Source organism: Parazoarcus communis SWub3 = DSM 12120 (genome assembly GCF_003226565.1).
GTDB classification, from domain to species: Bacteria; Pseudomonadota; Gammaproteobacteria; order Burkholderiales; family Rhodocyclaceae; genus Parazoarcus; species Parazoarcus communis.
This window is the reverse complement of the sequence record NZ_QKOE01000001.1, coordinates 446,631-466,966: the sequence shown is the minus strand read 5'-3', so window position 1 is coordinate 466,966 and position 20,336 is coordinate 446,631. Positions and strand designations below refer to the sequence as shown.

The 20,336-nt window shown below is 62.4% G+C and carries 19 protein-coding genes; 2 read left to right on the top strand and 17 right to left on the bottom strand.

Annotated features, from left to right (window positions below):
• The 6 genes from DNK49_RS02200 to DNK49_RS02175 form a co-directional block, all read right to left on the bottom strand.
• On the bottom strand, nucleotides 1-1,971 hold the full coding sequence (locus DNK49_RS02200) for a MacB family efflux pump subunit (protein ID WP_110522662.1): 1,971 nt from the start codon (nucleotides 1,969-1,971) through the stop codon (nucleotides 1-3).
• Nucleotides 1,968-3,362: an efflux RND transporter periplasmic adaptor subunit gene (locus DNK49_RS02195; protein WP_110522661.1), complete on the bottom strand. Its 1,395-nt coding sequence runs from the start codon at nucleotides 3,360-3,362 to the stop codon at nucleotides 1,968-1,970. Before DNK49_RS02195 ends, DNK49_RS02200 begins: the two co-directional genes overlap by 4 nt.
• 147 nt (nucleotides 3,363-3,509) lie before the next feature.
• Nucleotides 3,510-4,562 carry a DUF1513 domain-containing protein gene (locus DNK49_RS02190; RefSeq protein WP_110522660.1) on the bottom strand — a complete coding sequence of 351 codons (1,053 nt, stop codon included), beginning with the start codon at nucleotides 4,560-4,562 and terminating at the stop codon, nucleotides 3,510-3,512.
• A 150-nt stretch (nucleotides 4,563-4,712) separates the two neighbouring features.
• Nucleotides 4,713-5,765: an imelysin family protein gene (locus DNK49_RS02185; RefSeq protein WP_110522659.1), complete on the bottom strand. Its 1,053-nt coding sequence runs from the start codon at nucleotides 5,763-5,765 to the stop codon at nucleotides 4,713-4,715.
• Entirely contained in the window at nucleotides 5,762-7,180 is a 1,419-nt protein-coding gene (locus DNK49_RS02180; protein ID WP_110522658.1) for a di-heme oxidoreductase family protein, read from the bottom strand. Before DNK49_RS02180 ends, DNK49_RS02185 begins: the two co-directional genes overlap by 4 nt.
• A 66-nt stretch (nucleotides 7,181-7,246) precedes the next feature.
• The gene (locus tag DNK49_RS02175) at nucleotides 7,247-8,407 is read right to left on the bottom strand and encodes an imelysin family protein (RefSeq protein WP_110522657.1); all 1,161 of its coding nucleotides are present in this window, start codon (nucleotides 8,405-8,407) and stop codon (nucleotides 7,247-7,249) included.
• Between the two features lie 283 nt (nucleotides 8,408-8,690).
• Between DNK49_RS02175 and DNK49_RS02170 the strand changes: the two genes are divergently transcribed.
• Entirely contained in the window at nucleotides 8,691-9,689 is a 999-nt protein-coding gene (locus DNK49_RS02170) for a cytochrome-c peroxidase (RefSeq protein ID WP_110522656.1), read from the top strand.
• Between the two features lie 227 nt (nucleotides 9,690-9,916).
• A complete protein-coding gene (locus tag DNK49_RS02165; RefSeq protein ID WP_110522655.1) occupies nucleotides 9,917-10,333 on the top strand; it encodes a Fur family transcriptional regulator in 417 nt (138 codons plus the stop codon).
• A 59-nt stretch (nucleotides 10,334-10,392) separates the two neighbouring features.
• Here DNK49_RS02165 and DNK49_RS02160 read toward each other — a convergent pair whose 3' ends face one another.
• From DNK49_RS02160 to DNK49_RS02110, 11 genes are all read right to left on the bottom strand, one after another.
• Nucleotides 10,393-10,809, bottom strand: a complete 417-nt coding sequence (locus tag DNK49_RS02160) for an ExbD/TolR family protein (protein WP_110522654.1) — start codon at nucleotides 10,807-10,809, stop codon at nucleotides 10,393-10,395.
• Entirely contained in the window at nucleotides 10,809-11,558 is a 750-nt protein-coding gene (locus DNK49_RS02155) for a MotA/TolQ/ExbB proton channel family protein (protein ID WP_110522653.1), read from the bottom strand. The genes DNK49_RS02160 and DNK49_RS02155 overlap by 1 nt, the downstream gene beginning before the upstream one ends.
• Before the next feature lie 2 nt (nucleotides 11,559-11,560).
• Nucleotides 11,561-12,373, bottom strand: a complete 813-nt coding sequence (locus tag DNK49_RS02150) for an energy transducer TonB (protein ID WP_110522652.1) — start codon at nucleotides 12,371-12,373, stop codon at nucleotides 11,561-11,563.
• A gap of 198 nt (nucleotides 12,374-12,571) precedes the next feature.
• Entirely contained in the window at nucleotides 12,572-12,781 is a 210-nt protein-coding gene (locus tag DNK49_RS02145; protein WP_110522651.1) for a (2Fe-2S)-binding protein, read from the bottom strand.
• 28 nt (nucleotides 12,782-12,809) lie between these two features.
• Nucleotides 12,810-12,971, bottom strand: a complete 162-nt coding sequence (gene hemP / locus DNK49_RS02140; protein ID WP_207806863.1) for a hemin uptake protein HemP — start codon at nucleotides 12,969-12,971, stop codon at nucleotides 12,810-12,812.
• Between the two features lie 159 nt (nucleotides 12,972-13,130).
• Entirely contained in the window at nucleotides 13,131-13,550 is a 420-nt protein-coding gene (locus tag DNK49_RS02135) for a hypothetical protein (RefSeq protein WP_243632206.1), read from the bottom strand.
• 94 nt (nucleotides 13,551-13,644) lie between these two features.
• Nucleotides 13,645-14,850, bottom strand: a complete 1,206-nt coding sequence (locus DNK49_RS02130; RefSeq protein ID WP_110522649.1) for a hypothetical protein — start codon at nucleotides 14,848-14,850, stop codon at nucleotides 13,645-13,647.
• Entirely contained in the window at nucleotides 14,847-17,294 is a 2,448-nt protein-coding gene (locus DNK49_RS02125) for an EAL domain-containing protein (protein WP_207806862.1), read from the bottom strand. The genes DNK49_RS02130 and DNK49_RS02125 overlap by 4 nt, the downstream gene beginning before the upstream one ends.
• 18 nt (nucleotides 17,295-17,312) lie before the next feature.
• A complete protein-coding gene (locus tag DNK49_RS02120) occupies nucleotides 17,313-18,695 on the bottom strand; it encodes a malonyl-CoA decarboxylase (protein ID WP_110522648.1) in 1,383 nt (460 codons plus the stop codon).
• 84 nt (nucleotides 18,696-18,779) lie between these two features.
• The gene (lgt, locus tag DNK49_RS02115) at nucleotides 18,780-19,574 is read right to left on the bottom strand and encodes a prolipoprotein diacylglyceryl transferase (protein ID WP_110522647.1); all 795 of its coding nucleotides are present in this window, start codon (nucleotides 19,572-19,574) and stop codon (nucleotides 18,780-18,782) included.
• A gap of 23 nt (nucleotides 19,575-19,597) precedes the next feature.
• Nucleotides 19,598-20,278 carry a YceH family protein gene (locus DNK49_RS02110; RefSeq protein WP_110522646.1) on the bottom strand — a complete coding sequence of 227 codons (681 nt, stop codon included), beginning with the start codon at nucleotides 20,276-20,278 and terminating at the stop codon, nucleotides 19,598-19,600.
• Nucleotides 20,279-20,336 lie beyond the last annotated feature (58 nt).

Genomic DNA, 20,336 nt, shown 5'->3' with positions numbered 1-20,336 from the left:
TCATTCCGAAGCGAGGGCGACGACCGGATCCAGACGCGCGGCTTTGCGCGCGGGCAGATAGCCGAAGATCAGACCGGTGGCGAAGGCGCAGCCGAAGGCGAGCAGTACCGGGGCAAGCGAATACTGGATCGGGGTATCGAACAGGGCGATGATGGCTGCGGTGCCCAGGCCTGCGGCCACGCCGATGGCGCCACCGATTGCCGACACGACCAGCGCCTCGATCAGGAACTGCTGCAGGATGTTTTTCATCCGTGCGCCGGTGGCCATGCGGATGCCGATCTCACGGGTCCGCTCGGTGACCGAGACCAGCATGATGTTCATCACCCCGATGCCACCCACCAGCAGCGAGATGGCGGCCACGGTGCCGAGCAGGATGGTCATCGTGTTCTGGGTGGCCGACACGGTCTCGATGATCGAGGCCATGTTGCGGATCTGGAAGTCTTCGACACCGTGGCGGGTCAGCAGCAGGTTATGCACGGCCTCCTGGGTGTCGTCGATCTGCGCGACATCGGAGACGGCGACGGTCACGTTGCGCAGGAAACGCTGCCCGGTCAGGCGCAGGCTACCGGTGGTGTAGGGGACGAAGATCACGTCATCCTGATCCTGGCCCCATGATGTTGCCCCTTTGCCGGTCATCACGCCGATGACCTGGAATGGAATGTTGTTGACCAGGATGTATTGTCCGATCGGGTCGGCGCCAGCAAACAAGGCGCGCGCCACGGTCTGGCCCAGCACGGCAACGGTGGCGTAGCGGCTGACGTCATCGGCACTGAAGAAGGCGCCGCTGGCGACGTCCCAGGTTCGGGCAACGACGTATTCCTCGGAGGTGCCGTTGATTTCGGTGCGGTGGTCGTTGCCGCTGTAGCGCACGGTGATGCTGCTCGATTGCTCGGGTACGGCTGCGCGGATGTTCGGCAACTCGCGGATCGCGACCACGTCTTCCGGCACCAGCGTCGCTACGGTGCCGCGGCCACGCTGGTTGGGGGCGCCGGGGCGGATGGTGAGCAGGTCGGTGCCCATTGCGCTGATCTGGTCTACCACCTTTTGCTTTGCGCCATCGCCAATGGCGAGCATGGCGATCACTGACGCAACGCCAATGACGATGCCCAGCAAGGTGAGGAAGGTGCGGAAAAGGTTGCTGCGCAGTGCGCGCATTGCGGTGCGGGTGGCCTCGAGCACGTCGGACATCGACGAGGTGCGATCGACATGCGGTGCGAAGTCAGGCTCCGGCCCCTCTGGCAACTGAGGGCCGGGGTCGGACAGGATGTGGCCGTCGCGGATCTCGATGGTGCGGTGGGCAAGGTCGGCAACCTCGCGTGCGTGGGTGATCAGGATGATGGTGTGGCCTTCGGCCGACAGCTGGCGCAACAGCTTCATGACCTCTTCGCCGCTCCTGCTGTCGAGCGCGCCGGTGGGCTCGTCGGCCAGAATGATGCGGCCGCCGTTCATCAGCGCCCGGGCAATGGAAACGCGCTGCTGCTGGCCGCCAGAGAGCTGATTGGGGCGATGGTGGCCGCGCTCGGCCAGGCCCAGCGCAGCCAGCAATTGCTCGGCACGGGCATGGCGCTCAGCGGGCGGCATGCCGGAATACACCGCCGGGACCTCGACATTTTCCCGTGCAGTCGCGGTGCCGATCAGGTTGTAGCTCTGGAACACAAAGCCGAAAGCCTCGCGGCGCAGGCGGGCCAGCTCGTCGCGGTCGAAATCGGCGACGTCTTCGCCCATGAAGCGATAGGTGCCGGCGCTCGGTCGGTCGAGGCAGCCGAGGATGTTCATCAACGTTGACTTGCCTGAGCCCGAGGCGCCCATGATGGCCACAAACTCGCCCGGGTAGATCTTCAGGTCAATGCCGTGCAGTACCTGGGTCTCGACCTCGCCATTGATGAAGACCCGCGTGATGCCGCTCAGCTCGATCAAAGGCTGGGCCTGGGCGCTGCCGCGTTGGGCCGGTGCCAGGGATTCGCGGATCATGGGCGTGGTCCCGGACCGGGCATGCCGGGCTGACGGGGCTGGCCGGTGTTGCCGGTGGGGCCGCTGCCGGCAATGCCGACCACGACTTTATCGCCCTCAGCCAGTCCTTCAACAACCTGGGCCTGAACCCGGCTGGTAACGCCGATGGTGATATTGCGTTCGGTGATCGTCCCCTCGGCATCCTGCACCTTCACCGTGGCGGGCCGGGTGCGAACCGGCATGTCGCCACCCTCTCGTGGACGCCTTTGCTCCCTGCGCGCGGTACGCTCACTGTCGGACATCTCGCTGCGCGGCGTCGCGGATGCGGCAGCGGGCCCCTGCATCGTCGTTACCCCTCCAGCGGGTGTCGAAGCCGGCGCTTGCGCACTGGCTGTTTGTGCACCGGGTTGGCGGCTTCCACGATTGCCGACGGTCAGTGCGCCCATCGGAACTTGCAGCACATCCCTGGCCTGGGCGACGACAAAGTAGACCTGCGCCGTCATTGAGGTCATCAAGCGGCCATTCTCGTTGGGGACGTCGAACAAGGCGTTGTACAGCACGACGTTGTTGGTGACGGTGGGTGTCGGTTCGATCTTGTTGAGCTTGCCGTACCAGCGCTGTCCCTGGCCGCCCAGCGTGGTGAAATAGGCTTCCATGCCGGGACGCAGGCGACTGATATCGGCTTCCGAGACTTGAGTCTGCACCGTCATGGTGTTGAGGTCCGCAACGCGCAGCACGGTGGGTGCGGACTGGTTGGTGTTGAGCGTCTGCCCCTGGCGTGCAGTGATCGAAACCACGGTGCCGCTCATGGGCGAGAGGATGCGGGCGTACTGAAGATTGGCTTCGTCGGCGCGCAACGAGGATTCGTTTTGCTCGATCTGTGCCCGCAAGGCCTCCAGTGAGGCTTCGGCTGACTTCAGCGAGGCTTCTGCCTGCTGCAATGACTCGGTGGTGGTCGCGTCCTCGGCCATCAGCGCAGTCTGCCGTCTGAACTGAATCTGGGCCAGGATGAGCTGCGATTCGCGGTCCTTCAACTGAGCCCGCAGGTTCCGGAGTTGTGCGCGTGAAGCGTCAACCCTCGACAGATAGACGGTAGGGTCAATCTCTGCCAGTAGGTCACCGGCCTTGACCACCGAGCCGACTTCTACATGGATCTTCTTGAGTTGGCCGGAAACTTGTGCGCCAACGTCCACATAGTCGCGTGGTTGCAGCGTGCCAGTGGCTGTGACCACGTCTTCAATGTCGCCCCGTTGCACGGTTGCGAACTGCAACCCTGCTGTCGGATCGCCCTTGCTGGCAAATTTCTGCCAGCCGAACCAGCCGGCTGCGATGGCGAGAGCCAGCCCGGCGACGATCAGGACGGGCGCTTTTCGGCTGGGAGGGGGGCGGCGGGAGGGTGCGGAGGTGTTCATCGGGCGCTCACAAGGGGCGAGGGATCAGAGGAGGATGGGAGTGAAGCATAGCGAAGCCTGTTGCAGGGCTGTGTATCGTATTGCAGCGCGTCATCCGGGCTGGGCGGCGCGGTATCTGGCCGACGCGTTGACGAGCGGTGGAGCTGGCTAGGAGGCTGTGGCAAGGTGGTTGTCCCAGCGCAGGCCCGGATGCTCCAGTTCTACTTTCAGGGTTCCACTGTCGGGGTCGATACGGGCGATCGTGCCAAGTTCATTGCTGACCAGCACATGGTCGGATCGGGTTGCGAGCCCGGCCGGACGGCGCAAGCCGATCTCGCGCACCAGCCGTCCGTCGCTGGACCATTGCACGACTGTATCGCCTTGTAGCGCGGTGACAAAGAAATCGTCGCCGAGGGCAGCGATACTGGCGCCGTATCCGCCCAGGCCGGCGGGCGCGTCAGCCAGGGTCAGGCGGTTCTCACGCAGGATGGCGAGCAGTGGTGCGTCAGTGACCGGTGTGCCGTCCGGGGATTCTGCCTGGATGGCGATACCCAGGCTGCCGTCTGCGCTGCGTGCGAGATGGCGCAAGGACAGCGTGCGATCCGGCAGAACGTGTTCTGCCAGCAGTCTGCCGGAAGGCATCTCAAGCAAGACGATGGAGGGTTCCATGCGATCGAGGTTGAGCTTCAGGCGGCCGGTCTCGGGCAGGGTCAGGATGCCGCCGTTGGCGACCGCCAGCACCTTGCCGGGGATAAGCCACAACAGTTCGTGGGGGCCGATGCCGTGGCTGGACCATTCGCTTAAACGTTGCAGGGTCTGGCTATCGTACAGGCCGATCAGGCCACGACCGGTTGACAGGTCGTTCTCGGTGGTCAGTATCGTGCGGCCATTCGGTGCCAGCACGGCATGGCCGAAGAAGTGGCGATCAGGTGCGGCTTCGGTCGTGGCAAGGCACTGACCGTTGGACCAGTCGATGCGCCACATCCAGTAGCCGGGGCGGCGAGCCATCAGGATCAGCTCGCGGTTGCCAGGCAGGGGCAACATGCCATGCCCACGGGTCGGTGTGCGCAGCAAGGTGCCGTTCATCGCGGTAAATAGTGGCCCCTGGGCGTCGGCCGCTGCGGCCAGCAGGACAGGGGGCGGCGACGTGGGGGCCGCGCTCAGTCGGCTGGATGCCAGGCTGGCACAGGCAATGACGCCTAGGAAGTCGCGTCTCAGCATGCTGGGTTAGCACTCGTGAATGGATCGATTGGGCGAGTGGGCTATCGCACCGCTCCGTGGTGCGCTGTCCACCCATTCATTGGCATGTGTTGTCGGTCACGTTGATCACCTCCTGGGATGACCTGCTTGCGACGATTGATCCTCACCTGCTCAGTCGCCGTCGTTGTCGTTGAAGCCGAGCAGGATGCCAAGCTGACCGGCAACCTGGGTTTCCACGCGGGTCTTCAGTGCTTGAACGGATGCGATGAAGGCCTGGCGAGCGGCATCGGCTTCGTTGGTGGTGATCGCCGCGGGCAGCCTGTCAGCCGCTGACAGGGCTGAAGACAAGGCCTGATCCACCTGACGGACCGAGTCTTCATGACCTTGCTCAAGCATGAGGGCCGCCAGGCTGTGGGGGTGACGTTTGCGACCGTCCAGGTTGCCCGACCACGCGTCGGCAAAGCCGGCCAGCTGTGAATGGATGGCTGCGCGTGTGAGGCCGGAGCGCCAGTCGGGCCAGGCCTCGAGGCGTGCTTCCTTGACCTTGGGCAGGCGGGCCAGCGCACCATCCAGGCCTGACAGCATCAGGCCGATATTCTCGGCCAGCAGATTGCGCCGTGGCAGGTCGGTATCGCCGCCGAGTCGCTCGAGTTGCTGTTGCCAGCCGACATCGAGTGCGTCGAGGTCAGCTTGGATCAGACGGGCGGTCGCGACGGCGTATGCACACGCTGCACCTTGCTGCAGGCGTGGCAGGGTGCTGGCCTGGCCGTCCCCGAATAAAAGGTATTCGAGCGTGCCGAAGCCACGCACGGCGACGTTGTTCGGGTCCGGGCCTTCCGACCGGGCAATGCGCTGATCGACGTCGCGGATCCGGGCGGGGCGGAAGTCGATCATGCGACCGGTACGGGCGATGACAGTGGGGGCAGCGCCTGCGCCATCGACGGTGCGCCAGGCCAGGTAGGCCTGCGTCCAGTGCCTTTGCGCCTGTTGCAGGCCAGGTGCATCAGGACGCCTGCACAGGGCGTGCAGGGCGCCAAGCATCTGCGCACTGGCCGCGCGCAGGTGTTGATGGCGATCAAGATAGGCCTGTTCCGTCCAGCCGAGTGCAAAGGTGGTGTCCGGTATGGGTGGGGCTACGGTTTGGGCATGGCTGAATTGCGTGGTCGCGATCAATGTCGCGGCAGTGATCAGGTAATGCGTCAGCCGGCTCGCGGGGCGCTTCATAGGGACTCCAGAAAGCGGATCAGCGCCGCACGGTCGGTTTTGGATAGCGTGCGGAAGTAAGTCTGGCTGAAGGCCGCTTCGCCGTCATGCCACAGGATGGCCTCGGCAAAGTCGCGTGCGCGGCCGTCGTGCAGCAGTGTAGTGTGCCCGTTGACCGTCTTGATCAGGCCAAGACCCCACAGTGGCGGGGTACGCCATTGACGGCCACTGGCTTCGAAGTCGGGGCGATGATCGGCCAGGCCTTCGCCCATGTCGTGCAGCAACAGGTCGGTGTAGGGCCAGATCGTTTGAGCGGTGTACTGGGGAATGTCGGGGTGAGGGCCGGTGACATGTGACGGTACGTGGCAGCTTGCACATTGGCCGGCGTGAAACAGCACTTCCCCGCGCTTGACTTCGGGGTGGTCCGGTTCGCGCCGGGTCGGAACGGCAAGGGTCTGTGAGTAGAAAATGACCTGACTGAGGCGACGGTCATCAATCTCCGGCTTGCCACCTTCGATCGCTGCCAGACAGTCTTGTTGCGATGGCATGCAGTCCTGTTCCGGAAAGTGCCGTGAGGTGATGCCGATGTCGCCATGGAAGGCACCCCCGGTCTGGTGTGCGATGCTGCCGACATTGGCCTTCCAGCCGAAGCGGCCGAGGATGTGACGGTTCGCATAAGCATCCCAGACCCGGTTGGGCTGACCGGCGATGCCCTTGCCCTCGCGTTTCTGGCGTTCGGCATGGGCCAATACGGTGGCTTCGGGAATGGCCTCGAGCAGACCGAGGCCAACCATATGGGGGGCAACTCTCGGTGACAGCTGTACCTTGGGATGCAGGTCACCGTAGCCAAGGTCGGTCAGGGTGTAGCGTGGCTTGCGTAGCGAGTAGGCTTCGCCATCCGCATACTGGCCGGGCAACTCGTCGTAGTGGATGAGGACCTTGCCCTCAGGCTTGACCCCGGGAATGGCATCGTTGTTGAACTGGCCACCGTAACTTGGTTCCGGCAGGGGCCCGCCGTCTGCAGCGCGGCCTGGAATGGAGAGCCTTATCAGCAAGGCCATCGGCTGTTCGGTCGAGATGCCCTGTGGTGCCGGGGGCGGTGCGCCCCGCCCGTCCAGCAGATGACACGCACCACAGGAGCGCGCGATGAAGTGTGGCCCCAGTCCGTCGCGTGCGGTCGTGGACGCCGGCGCCGCCACCCAGGCTTTCTTGAAAAAAGAGTTGCCAATGACGAAGGTCGTTTTCTGTTCGTCGTTCAGGCCTGGTGCAGGTAGCGAGAAGGCGTTCTTCCCATGGTCGTCGATGCTGCCGACATGCCCGCCGGGCAGCCGGTGATCTGCCAGCGCAGGGAAGGTGAGCAAGGCGGTGAGCAGGGCACAGGCTGCGTTGCGCACGGGCTTGCCGGCCCAGGCGTGGCGTGCGGAGTGTAGGAGCATCGATTTTCCTGGCGGGCGCGGCTGAGGACGGTCCGCGCTGGCTGGGTAGCGTGAAGGGTTGGGTGATCAGACGCTGGTGTTGAGGCGGGTGATACCCAGTGCCCGGGCGGCCTCCACCAAAGCGTCGGTCTGCTTCTTGAGTGCGTCGATGACGGCTTGAACGCGCTTGCGCCCCGGGCTGTTGTCGTCGCCGATGATCTCTCGGTCGAAAGGTGCCTGGATGCGTTCGGCCAATGCAACGCTGTTGGCGATGTCCTGGCTGACAGTACGCGCGACCGATGCGTCCTGCGCGGCAACCAGGTCCTTCAGGCTCGGGCCTTCGATGATGCGGCCGGCACGGGTGCGGTAACGACCTTCCCAGACGTTCTGGATGCCCTTGGCGTTGGCGACGATGTCGCGGTGAGTGTTGTCGGAGAAGCAGGAGTGCTCGTCTTCCTGGTCCTGGGTGTCCATCGCCACTTCCATGCGTTCGCCCGCCAGTTCGCCCCGGGACAGTGTTCCCAGACCGGTAAGCATGCGCTGGATGCCTTCGGTGCCACTGGCAACAAAGGACGCGCGGTAGTTGTCGGCACCGTTGCGCCATGCCTTGGCGACACCTTCGAGTTCAGCCGCCAGCATGTCGGTGACTGTGATCAGGTACAGGCGACGACGGTCGGCATTGGCCGCCTTCCCATCGAGGTAGTCGGTGTAGGGACGATTGCCCGGACCGGTTTCGGAGCGGTCCTGACCCCACAGCAGGAATTCGATCGCATGCCATCCGGTGGCGACGTTCTCTTCGCCGCCGCGCTCGTTGAGCTCGTTCAGTCGGTCTGGGGAGATGTCTTCCTTGCGGTTGTTGATGATGCCGGCGTTGGCGTCACCTTCGACATAGTCGATATAGGCCTCGTCCAGCGGCCAGGCGTTGATCAGGCCTTCGGGGCCGTCCTCGCCGTCGATCGGCCCGCCATAAAAACGAAATGCCTCTGTCTGGCCGTACCATTCGCGGCCTTCCAGCCAGGCCGCGCGGGCCTTTTGCAGACCGGCCTCCGAGGGGGCGGCCACGAAGCTTCGCACGGCGTCCTGCAACTCGCGGATACCTGCCAGGGTGTCGTCGTAGTTTGCTTCGACCAAGCTGGCGTAATGCTCCAGGACCGCGCGTGGTGAGGTGTCGGCATGGGTTGTGGGGCTCAGGGCAAGCGCAAAAGTCAGCGCGATGCCACAACGAAAAGCGCGTTGGAGGGCAGTCATGACGAAGTCTTGATGGTGATGAGTTCGTTAATGCTAACTATTCTCGTTAATATGTCAAGGCTGTTGTCTTGGTCCCGCGCCGATTTACCGTGCAGATCGACGCTCCGTGAGCGGGCTGCGATGGCTTGGGCGGTTGGTGCGGTATTCGTTGCTTTCATGATCCAGATCAAGAATTCGCCGGTGACTTGGGCATTTAATCGGGTCTCAGATTTAGACGTGGTCCAAATTCGTATCGAAATGCGGGCCGCCTGGACAGATCATTTTGCAGAGCAAGGAGCACAGCATGAGAGTCAAGCTAATCGGTATCACCGTGGCGCTGGCAGTAGCCGGGACGGCGTGGGCGGCAACGGTGCGGGATGAGCCGATCCAGCCATTGCAGCCGGCCAAGGTCACGAACCCCGGCAAGGTTGAGTTGGGCAAGAAGCTGTTCTTCGATCCGCGCCTGTCGCGTTCGGGCTTCATCTCCTGCAACTCGTGTCACAACCTGTCCATGGGCGGATCGGACAATCTGAAGACCTCGATCGGTCACAACTGGCAGGAAGGTCCGATCAACTCGCCAACGGTGTTGAACTCGAGCCTGGCGGTTGCCCAATTCTGGGATGGGCGTGCTGCCACCCTGAAGGAGCAGGCCGGTGGTCCGATCGCCAATCCGGGCGAGATGGCCTTCACTCATGACCTGGCGATCGATGTGCTGCAGTCGATTCCCGGGTACGTCGCTGAATTCAAGTCGGTGTTTGGGTCCAGCCGTATCGATATCGATAAGGTGACCAGTGCGATTGCCGCGTTCGAGGAAACCCTGGTGACGCCGAACTCGGCTTTCGACAAATGGCTGCAGGGCGACGACAAGGCGCTTAATGCGCGTGAGCTGGCCGGCTACAAACTGTTTAAGGAAAGTGGGTGTGTTGCCTGTCACAACGGCCCGGCAGTGGGTGGCACGTCGTTCCAGAAAATGGGTGTCGTGGAGCCGTACAAGACGACCAGCACTGCCGAGGGGCGCTCAGCGGTGACTGGCAAGGATGAGGATCGCTTCAACTTCAAGGTGCCGACCCTGCGCAATGTGGAACTGACCTATCCGTACTTCCACGACGGTGCGGCACAGACGCTGGAAGAGGCTGTCGAGATCATGGGGCGCCTGCAGCTGGGGCGGACCTACTCCAAACAGGAAATCGGTGACATCGTGGCCTTCCTGAAGACGCTGACCGGTGATCAGCCGTCCTTCATCATGCCGCTGTTGCCGCCGTCGTCCAACGACACCCCGCCGCCGCAACCCTTCGCGAAGTAAGACTGCAGGCTGGAAGGCCCCGCAATGCGGGGCTTCAGCAATCAGACGGCTATGCCGTCGATATGTCGGCTCCTGGTGCGTGATGCCATTGGCAGAATTGCGTCAGGAGCCGATTTGCGTGGTCGGGGGTGGGCGTCGTATGCTCGTCACAAATGCAGTGATTTCAGGGAAACGTTCCTGTAGACCTGCATGGAACATGACCAGGATCAATACCGCTTCCTCGACAGATGGACACACTCTCCTCCCGTATTGCAGCCGATCGCCTGCGCACCGCCGGAGTGCCGGTGACGCTGCAGCGCCTTGAAATTGCTCGGGTGTTGCTGACACAGCCGGTGCATCTCTCGGCCGACCAGGTGCTTTCCATGGTGCGTGAGCGGTCGCCCGAGGTTTCCCGTGCCACGGTCTACAACACCTTGCGTCTGTTTCGTGAGAAGAACTTGGTCAAGGAACTGATCGTCGATCCCGAGCGGGTGGTGTATGACTCGAACACCGACCCTCATTACCACCTGTATGACGTCGATACGGGCGAGTTGTCCGACGTATCTGCAGACGAACTGCAGGTTGTGGGCATGCCGAAGTTGCCGGGTAATCTGGTGCTCGATCAGGTGGATGTGATCATCCGCGTACGCAAGCCGTCGAGCTGAACGTAAAAAGGGGCTACAGCATTCCTGCTGCAGCCCGCTGTGGTGCCGAATAGCACGTGTTACTCGTTCGGGACCGTAATGAACCCCATCTTCTCGATACCCGCCTCGCGCGCGGCCGACATGACCTCGGCGATCTTCTGATAGCGCGTGTTCTGGTCCGCACGCAGGTGCAACTCCGGTTGCGGTTGCTGTGCGGCAGCGCCAGCCAGCTTTTCCTTCAAGACCTCTGCAGCGAGCGGCGCGTTGTTCCAGAACAGCTGGCCTTCGCCGTCCATTGCCAGTGTGATGGTCTCGGGCTTCTCCTCGTTCGGTTGGCTGGCCGCCTTGGGAAGGTCGATCTTGACCGAATGGGTCAGCAGCGGCGCGGTGATCATGAATACGATCAACAGCACCAGCATGACGTCGATCAGCGGCACCATGTTGATGTCGCTGGTCGGTTGGCGCTCGCTGCCCTGATTGAAGCCACCGAAGGCCATTACACCGCCTCCGCCGTGGTCGCACGGGCTGGGGTGGCCGCCGCGCTGCGTGGGGTGTCGACCGGTGCAATGCGGGCGCCGGTCGCAAACCAGGCATGGAGATCATGTGCGAAGGCGTCGAGCTCCGCGAGTTCAACCCGGTTGGCACGGGTAAAAGCGTTGTATGCAAGTACTGCAGGGATGGCGACAAACAGGCCGAATGCAGTCATGATCAACGCCTCGCCGACCGGGCCTGCAACCTTGTCGAGCGTGGCCAGGCCGGATGCGGAGATGTTGACCAGGGCGTGGTAAATGCCCCAGACCGTACCGAACAGTCCGACGAAGGGCGCTGTCGAGCCGATCGATGCGAGCATGGTGAGCCCGGACTCCAGTTGTGACGTGGAGATCGAGATCGACTTGCGCAATGCCCGGGTGATGAACTCTTCGCTGTCGAGTGTGCCGCCGAGGGTGTCGCGGTTGTGGTGCTGACGTAGATGGTCCGCCGCCGCCGAGCCTTGCTTTGCCAAGGCCTCGAAGGGAGAGTCAGGTGCTTGCGCGGACAGTCGCTGGATGCCGGCGGTAAGTGAAGGCGCCGCCCAGAAGGCGTCCAGCGCATCCTCGCTGCGGCGTGCCCGGAGTTGACGCAGTCCACGCACCAGGATCAGGTACCAACTGGTTACCGACATCAGCAACAGGATGGCGGCTACAGCACGGATGACGAAATCGGACTGTCCCCATAGATGGGCGAGGCCGAAGGCTTGTGATTCCATGGTCAGTTTCCTTCGAGTTTGAATATGATGGGTACCAGCACTGAGGCCTCGATGGCGCGCTCACCCTGGCGTGCTGCGACAAAACGCCATTGGCGAACGGCGTTTGTTGCGGCTTGATCCAGCCGCTCGGAGCCGGAGCTTCGTGCGATCTCGATCCGACCCGGAAGGCCATCGGGCGTGACGGTGACGCGCAGCATGACCTTGCCTTCTTCCCGCATGCGCCTGGATAAAGGAGGATAGGCTGGCGCAGGGTTGTTGAGGTAGTCGGCGTCGAAGCGTGCAGCGGTGACGGGTGCTGGCGCTGCGGGCGCGATGGATTCGGCTGCAGGTGCTGGCAGGGGGGTGGTTGGCGCGGGCGTGGCTTCCGCTGGCGGGGCGACCGGTACATCGCTGCTCAGCGCGGTTGCCGACTCCGAGATGACAGGCTCCGGGGGCGGCTTGACCGGGGCAAGCGGTTTGGGTGGACGGGGTGCCGGCTTGACCGGTTTGGGTGGCTCAGCCCGCTTGACCGGCTCGGGCGGTGGCGGTGCGGGTGGCTCGACGACGGGTGCAGGTGGCGCCGCCAGAGGAATGAAGCTGATCGAGATCGGTTGAATCTCTGGTGGAGACACCGGCGGGGAAAACTGGCTGGTCAGCGCGTAGAGCCCGAATGCATGGAGGGAAAGCACCAGCACGGCAAGTGCTTGGCGCTCTCCGCGTCTGCGCGGTGTGCGGGCCGTATCGGCTGCGGGGGCTGTGCGATTGCTGATCGGCGCCACCGTACGCGGTTCGGGAAACGGGTCGTGTAGAGACAAGGCGTGAGCAGCAGATTGCATGAGGGACGACAACGTGGGGCTGAGTATACGACATCAGGAGCTGACGCCAGGAGGCGTCAGCGCGAGGTACATCAGGCAGGCGGCAACCGTGACGTAGAGTATGAGCCGGGTTGCCTGAAACAGGGTGCGCTCCACGAGGCCCTTGGGTGGGTTTGAGCGGGTGTCCTGGACTGGAGGCTCGAACCGCATGCTCGTGCTTCAGGCGGCTTGAAGCAGGGGGCCGTCAGACCGGGTGGCCGTCGGCGTGACCAGTGCGGCGCGAAGGCAGTCGCGCGCGCAGTTGGCGCAGCGTCCGCATTCGCTGGTTACGCCAAGTTCGTCCCGGAGGTGGCGCAGGGTGGAAAGCCCCTTGCGCACGGCCTCGTCAATGTGCTTTTCAGTCACTGCCTTGCAGACGCATACATACATGGTGTCGCCTCGTCAGGAACGTTGCGGTTTACTTGGTCAGGATCAATTTGCCCGCGCGGGTGGAGCGCAGAACGTAACTGATGCCTTCGTGATCAATGGTGACGCTTTTCTGGCCGGCGAGCAGTTGCTCGCTGGAGATCGATGTCGTGCTTCGAGTAGGCCGAGAAGCCTCATGCAACTGTTGTGCCATTTCCTGCTCTGGCAGCGTGCTTCCAGTGTGATTCGTTTCCATATCTCAGAAACACACAATAATAAGAATGATTTGCATTAGATCACTGAGGGGCATGATGGTCAACTCCTTCTTTGATGCAATGTGGCTTGTCCTCGATTTGCGCCCGAAGGGCCGGATCTATTGCAGTCGCATCAGCACGCGCAAGCGTGCATCGCCGTTGGATGCAGGTAGATAAGCGACTGTCCCCGGCGTCTGCAGCAGCCACTCGATGGCTTGCTCGATGCTGTGGGCTTCAAGCGGCGGGCGGGCTCGCCCTGTGAAGACTTGGCGTGACCAGTAGGCCCGTGTCTGTTGAGGATTCTTCCCGGTCAGCAACAGGTAGAAACGATCGCGTATCGGGCCCGCTGGCAGGTCGATCAGAATGACCGGTGTGCCGTCCGCCGCAGTTGTCCGGCGGCCGAGGAACAGCAATTCGGCCTCGTCGCGCTGCAATTGGCGCAAATGTCCTTGCTCTGCCGTGACGATGTGTATTGCCATGTCCTGTGAGGGCAGGGCGTTACTCGCATGGATCGAGAGAAACAGCCCCAGTGCAAGCATGAGAGCCTGCCGCCTGGATCCGGGGTGAGTCGGCGTCTCGGACGCCACGCCACCAAGACCCAGGTACCTTCGCCCGCTGTGATGATCGTCCAGGTCAGAAGGTAACATCGACTGACAGTCCGAGCATGTTGATTGAGCGATCGATGGGTGCGTTGGCGAGGACGTCTCCACGTGGGAAGTAACTCCCCCAACTGTCGTGCAAGGTCTTGGTGTGGGTGTACTCGGTCTTGATCGCGATGTTTCGCTGTATGTCCCAGCGGATACCAACGGTGATGCTGCGTTGAGCCACGTTACGTGAAATCAGGAACTGCTCAAAAGCATGACGCTGCAGTTGCCCCGGAAGCGTGGTCGGGAAGTCGTAGTGTGCAATTGGCCGGTCTTCGGTCTGACGGGCAAGGGTAAGGTAGGGGGTGAGCGCATCGACACGGTGTGCCACGGTAAGGTGCCAGCCGTGCGCGCTGTTCGCATAACGTCGATTGACACGACGGGCGTACTCTCCAGTCAGTTGCCAGCTGCCGTCGTCCCATTGGAATCCTGCGGAGCTGAAGCTTGCGTGGCCTCGGCCGCCTGACAGTTCACGATTGAGTTCCGGTGGCAGGATGGAGACAAGCCGATCAAAATCGGGATCGCCCCAATGCAGAGTCAAGGGGGATGTTGCGTGTCCGACAAAGAGTGTCAGCCGATCGGTCATGATCGATACGTTAAAGCCCAGCAGACGATCCAGACGTCCGCGACCATTCTTGTAGATGGGAATCGCACTACGTCCCGCATAAGGATGGAATTCGAGATCGGTCGAGCCGATGCGTGTGCGGTAGAGCACGTCGATACCGTCCAGGTCGGAAAAGGGGTTCAGACCGTAGACCTCGACCGGGGGACGGATCCACGGTAACGCATAATTGATGTCGAGTGAATCCGAGTGCATGAAGAAGGGAACACGCAGACGCCCCAGCCGGATGCTCAGGTCCGGGCTGGGGGTGTAGCTGACGAAGGCCAGGCTGGGGTGGGGAAGGTAGCCATTGGCTGGGCGCTCCCGCGACACCAGCTGCAGGACAGCGGATGTCTGGGGCGACAGTGAGATGTTGGCCTGGATGCCGAGGACCGTATCGGGCCCGAAATCCGGGGTTTCCGAACCTGGGCGGTCAACCCCGATACGGGCAAATCGGATATCGGATTGACTGGTGGCGACCATACCCAGGGTTCCAAACCCGCTTAGTTGCCATGGGCTCGCCTGCTGGCCCAGCGCGGGGGTTGTCATCGAGCCGAGCACAATCGCGGAGAGAAGGCTGAGCTGCCTGATCATGAGGTTTTCCGCTCTGACAAATGGAACATTCGGGATGCTTGTTCGGTGGGGACTGGGCGGGAAAAAAGGTAGCCTTGTCCGAAGTCGCAGGCGATATCGCGCAGGACAGCAGCTTGTTCCTCGGTTTCGATACACTCCGCCACCACAGACATGCCAAGATCGTGCGCCAACTCGATGCTGCGGCGCACGATGGCGCGCAGGCGCGCGTCATCCGCGATCGATGACACGAAGCTGCCATCCAGTTTGACGACGTCGCAGGGGATGGTGTGCAGATAGCTCAATGCGGAGTAGCCGGTGCCAAAGTCGTCGATCAGCACCCTGAATCCTGCCGCACGTAAACGCTGCAGGCTGCGGATGGCGGGGCCATCCTGGCGAGCCAGAAGGCTTTCGGTCACCTCGAAGCGGATCAGATCGCTCGGAATGGCTTTCAGGGTAATGAGTTCGATCAGCTCTTCAGCGAGATGAGCTCGCGACAGCTGGCGGGCCGAGAGATTGACACTGACTGGGACTCCGGTCTGCTGTTCATGATCCGCAAGCCATTGTCCGATGTCGTCGCACACCTGGCGCAGGACCAGCATGCCCAGCTCGTGAATCATGTCCAGCGCTTCTGCCAGCGGGATGAACTGGGCGGGTGACAACATGCCATGTGTTGGGTGATGCCATCTGACAAGCGCTTCGAAGCTGGCAATCCTGCGGTCCGACAGATTGATGATGGGTTGGTAATGGACGCTGAGGGTGCCTGTCGCCAGGGCCTGGCGAAGGTCGGTCTCAAGTTGCAGGGTGGACAAGGCTTGAGCATGCATCGAGGCATGAAAGACCTCCACCGTGCGGGCGTCACTCTGCCGGGCGATCTGCAGTGCATTGTCCGCATCACGCAGCAGGGCTTCGCCATCGACTCGTTCGGCTTCACTCATTGCCAGCCCGATCCTGCACTTCGGGTGGAGTTTGCGATCTGCTCCCGGAATGTCGAATGCGGGTAGTTCAACCAGGCTCTCCGCAATGCGTAGTGCCTCGGTGATATCTGAAACCCCGTTCAGCAGGACGGCAAATTGATCACCCCCGACCCGGGCGGCGAGATCCCCCTCGCGTAGCGACAGGTTCAGCCAGGTCGCGACGCCCTGCAGCAGTTGGTCACCGGTGGCGTGACCATAACTGTCGTTGACCAGATGAAAACGTTCGAGGTTGATTGCCAGCACGGCGAATCGGTAGGTGTCATCGCGCCTTTGCTGACCAAGTGCCAGACGGACGTGTTCGACGAACAGTGCCCGGTTGGGCAAGCTGGTGAGGCCGTCATGCAGCGCATCGTGCATCAACTGTTGTTCGGCGCGCTTGCGTAGATGGACGTCACTGATCGAACCTGCCATGCGAATGGCTCGACCCCTGCCGTCGCGCAGCGCCATGCCACGGGTCATGATCCAGCGGTAGCTGCCGTCGGCTTGGCGAATCCGGTGCTCGAGCATGAATTGCGGGTTGATGCCCTTCAGGTGCTCGATCATCTTGGCCCGGTAGGTCGGGGCGTCGTCGGGGTGGAGGCGCTCGAGAAAAGGTGAGGCGTTGGTGTGGCTGCCCGCGTCCGGCAGGCCGATCAGCTGGCAGAAGCGTGGCGAGAAGTATGTGCGCCCACCGTGGGCGATATCCCAGTCCCATAGGCCGTCATTGGCGCCGTGCATCGCGAGGGCGTAGCGCTCTTCACTGGCCTTGAGCCGATCAGCGGTCTGCTGCAGTTCGGAGACCCGTTGTTGCAAGGTTGCCGCCATGACGTTGAAATGACGCGCGAGGCGGGCAAGTTCGTCTTCGCCATCATCGGGAAGACGATGGTCGAGGTAGCCTTCGGTAATGGCCTTGCTGCCATCGAGCAGTCTGGACAGCTTCTTGCTGAGCAGATAGCCGATGCCCGAAAGTAGCGCAAAGGTGATCGCAATCTCGATCAGCGCAATCAATGCGCCTTGTTCGATGATGGCGCGACGAGCGGCGGCCAGTACCGATACCGAGACCCCGAACTGCAGAAAGCCGATTTCGTTGCGGGGTAGCAACAGAGGACGCCGGACGTGGATCAGTGGCTTTCCCAGCAAGCCGCTGCGTGCTTCGGTGAATGTATCAGGCGGTGGGGAAATCGGCTCGCGCCGTGGGGCGCCTGCATGCAGGAGGATGTTTCCAGCCGAGTCACCAATGCGGACATAGACCAGTCCCTCGCTCGAGTCGCTCAGGAGTTCGCCGAGCGTGTCCTGTAGTTGCTCATAGGCACCAAGCTCGCCGTAGGCGGTGGCCATCGCATGCAGCATGCTGGCGTTCTGGTTGACCAGGGTGTCGAGGCTGACCGCTGCGGCGTCATTCATCAGGCGGACGCTGTTGGCCAGCAGCAGGCTGAGCAGCACAATCTGCACTGCCGTGCTTGCAAGCAAAAGGCGCGCACGGATCGAGCTGTTGCTAAAAGGCAGTCGCACGACAGGCACGCTCCCGGATCAGGGTCTGGCTTGACGCTTGACTTGCGTGGAGGCGTCGACCCGGCCCTCGCGAGCAAAGGCTTCCAGATTGGACTCGATACGGTCCGGGTCGTACAGATAGTTGACCATCAGCCCCCAGGATTGGGCCAAGCCCTTGGGTGAAGTGTCGGCCAGCCAGTTCAGCCGCTCTACCCGGGCGCCGTTGCCAAGATGAAAGCGCGCAACCGGATCAACGGGCTTGCCGTCACGGCGCGCATCGGTCAGGTAGCGCGCTGCCAGGCGCTGCAGCGGCTCACGTAGCGCGTTGCTCAGCACCGGGTCAGGCGCCCACTCCGCGCTGCCATCGAGAATAGCATGCAGTTGTGGTGCATCGGGGCCGTCAATACCCGCTGCGGCAAGTCGCTTCCAGTCGTTCTGGGTGAATGCTGTAGCCAGTTGCTGGGGATTCTGCCCCGCCCATCGCCGCAAACCAGGGATGGGTGACAGTGTCGCGAAAGTCTTGAGTTTGGGGAAGTCGCGTTGCAGGTCTTCCACTACACGCTTCAGCAGGAAATTGCCGAACGACACGCCTCTCAAGCCGACCTGCGTGTTCGTGATGGAATAGAAGATGGCGGTGTTGGCCTTGTTCGCGTCAGCCAGCGGGGCGTTGATATCGAGCAGTTGCTGCACATCGCCCGCGAGCTCTTCGGTCAGCGCGACCTGAACGAAGATCAGTGGTTCGAGCGGCATGCGGGGGTGGAAGAAGCCGTAGCAGCGACGGTCGGAGTCCAGTCGGTTCTTCAGGTCCTGCCATGATTGAATCTCGTGCACGGCTTCATACTGCACCAGTCTTTCCAGCAGGGCCGCAGGCGAGTTCCAGGTAATGCGGGCGAGCTCGAGGAAACCGACGTCAAACCATGCGCTCAGACGCGCTTCCAGTTCGCGGTCGAGCGGTTTCAGCAGCGGTTGCTCGGGCAGGAAGCGAAGCAGGTCGGCGCGCAGGTCAACCAGGAACTTCACCCCCTGAGGAATGGCATTGAACTGGGTCAGGATACGGATCCGGCGAGAACGCATGGCTGCACGCAGGCGCGCTTCGGCATCCCATTGGTCGTCAGTGCCGATCACCGCCTGATAGTCGGCATGAGCGGCGGCAATCGCAGTGGGATCGGGGCCGAAGTCATGGGCGATCATGGTCAGCATTGCCTGACGCCCGCCATCATCGAGCTTGAGATAGGTCTCCGCCAGGCGGGCAGCACGCTGACGGGTGGACACCTCTCCACCCAGTCCGGCTGCACACTCTTCAAGCTGGCGGCGGATGCGATCGAGGACTTTTTCCGACGGCTCCTTGGCTCTGCCGGTCGCCTGGGCGACGATCTCGCGCATCTTTGACAGACTTCTAGAAACCAGACCGGTCGCAGACATGATGCTCTCTCTAAAGGCTGAGGTCCCGTATTGCGTAGATCATATCGCGGATGAATGGAACGGGGGGTGCAAATGGGTTGTGATTCATGACATTTGCCCTGCTTTTGTGCGGGTGAGCAGCCATACGCCAAACAGGATCATTGGAATGCAAAGCCACTGGGCGGTGGACAGGCCAAGCGTCAGGGTGCCAAAAATGCCAGGGTCGGGCGTGCGGAAGAACTCGGCACCAAATCTCAAGCTGCCGTATCCGGCAAGAAATGCGCCGGAGACTGCGCCGGTGGGCCGTGATCGGGCGGAGAACAGCCACAGGATGATGAATAGCAGCAAGCCTTCTCCGGCCGCCTGGTAGAGCTGCGAGGGGTGGCGCGGGAGTGCGTCCACCCATGGATAAATCATGGCCCAAGGGAGGTCCAGGGTGGTGGGTCGGCCCCAGAGCTCGCCATTGATGAAATTGCCGATCCGCCCTGCAGCCAGCCCGGTGGGTACCAGCGGTGCGATGAAATCGGTGATCTGCCAGAAGTTCTTGCCATGCTTGCGGCCATATAGCCACATGGCCAGCAGCACGCCGAGGAATCCCCCGTGAAAGCTCATGCCGCCCTTCCAGACCGCCAGGATCTCGAGCGGGTGAGCAAGATAGTAGGCGGGCTGGAAGAACAAGACCTCACCCAGGCGGCCACCCAGGATGACACCGAGCACGCCATAGAACAGCAAGTCGTCAATGTGTTGCGGCGTCCATCCCAGCTCTGGCCTGCGCCGGGCGTGGATGCGGCCAAGCACGACGAACAGGGTGAAGGCCAGCAGGTACATCAGGCCATACCAGTGGATGCTGACGGGGCCAAGCGCGAGGGCGACGGGATCGAATTGTGGATGCTCGAGCATGAGTGGGTGTGGTGGTGAGGCGTTTATTCGAATTGACGGCGAAAGGCAGCAAAGTCGAGCTTGAGAGCCTCGAGCTCCTCCCGCAGACGCCTTACTTCGTCCTCGAGTTCCGCATTCCGGCCACGGCTGCCACCGCCGTTTGCGCCGGCGGATTGCGCTTCGATGGCCTCCTGGAGGGCCGCATGACCACCCATCAGGTGCATGTAGCGGATCTCCTTGGTGCCGGGCGCACGTGGCAGTGCCGCGACCATGGGGGGGAACTTGTCGGACAGGTGTTCGAGCACGGCCTCGATGGCCTGGGTGTCGTCGAACCGGTGTAGCCGTTCGCAACGTGAGCGGATTTCGCCCGGTGTCTGCGCACCACGTAGTAGCAGCGTTGAAAGTACGGCTTGTTCGGGAGGCGGGAGTGAATAGCGCAGGCGGACCTGATGCTCGTATTTGGCCACCCGTGCGCCGGATTGGTCACGTTTGGTCACCAGTCGCCTGGCGCAGAGACGGTCGATCGCGTCCTGCACATCGCGCTCGCCAAGCGCCATGACCGGTTCGCGCGCTGTCAGCTGATTGCAGCCCGCTGTCAGGGCGTTGATTGACAGCGGATAGCTGTCTGGCGTGATGAAGGCCTTTTCGATCAATACCCCCAGTACACGAACTTCGACCGGGTCGAGGTCGAAGCCATCCTCAGCATTCGGCGTTGCGGTATCCATGAACACTCCGGAAGGGCGGAAAGCGCGATCATACGGCTCAGCGGCCTGGTCGGCCAGC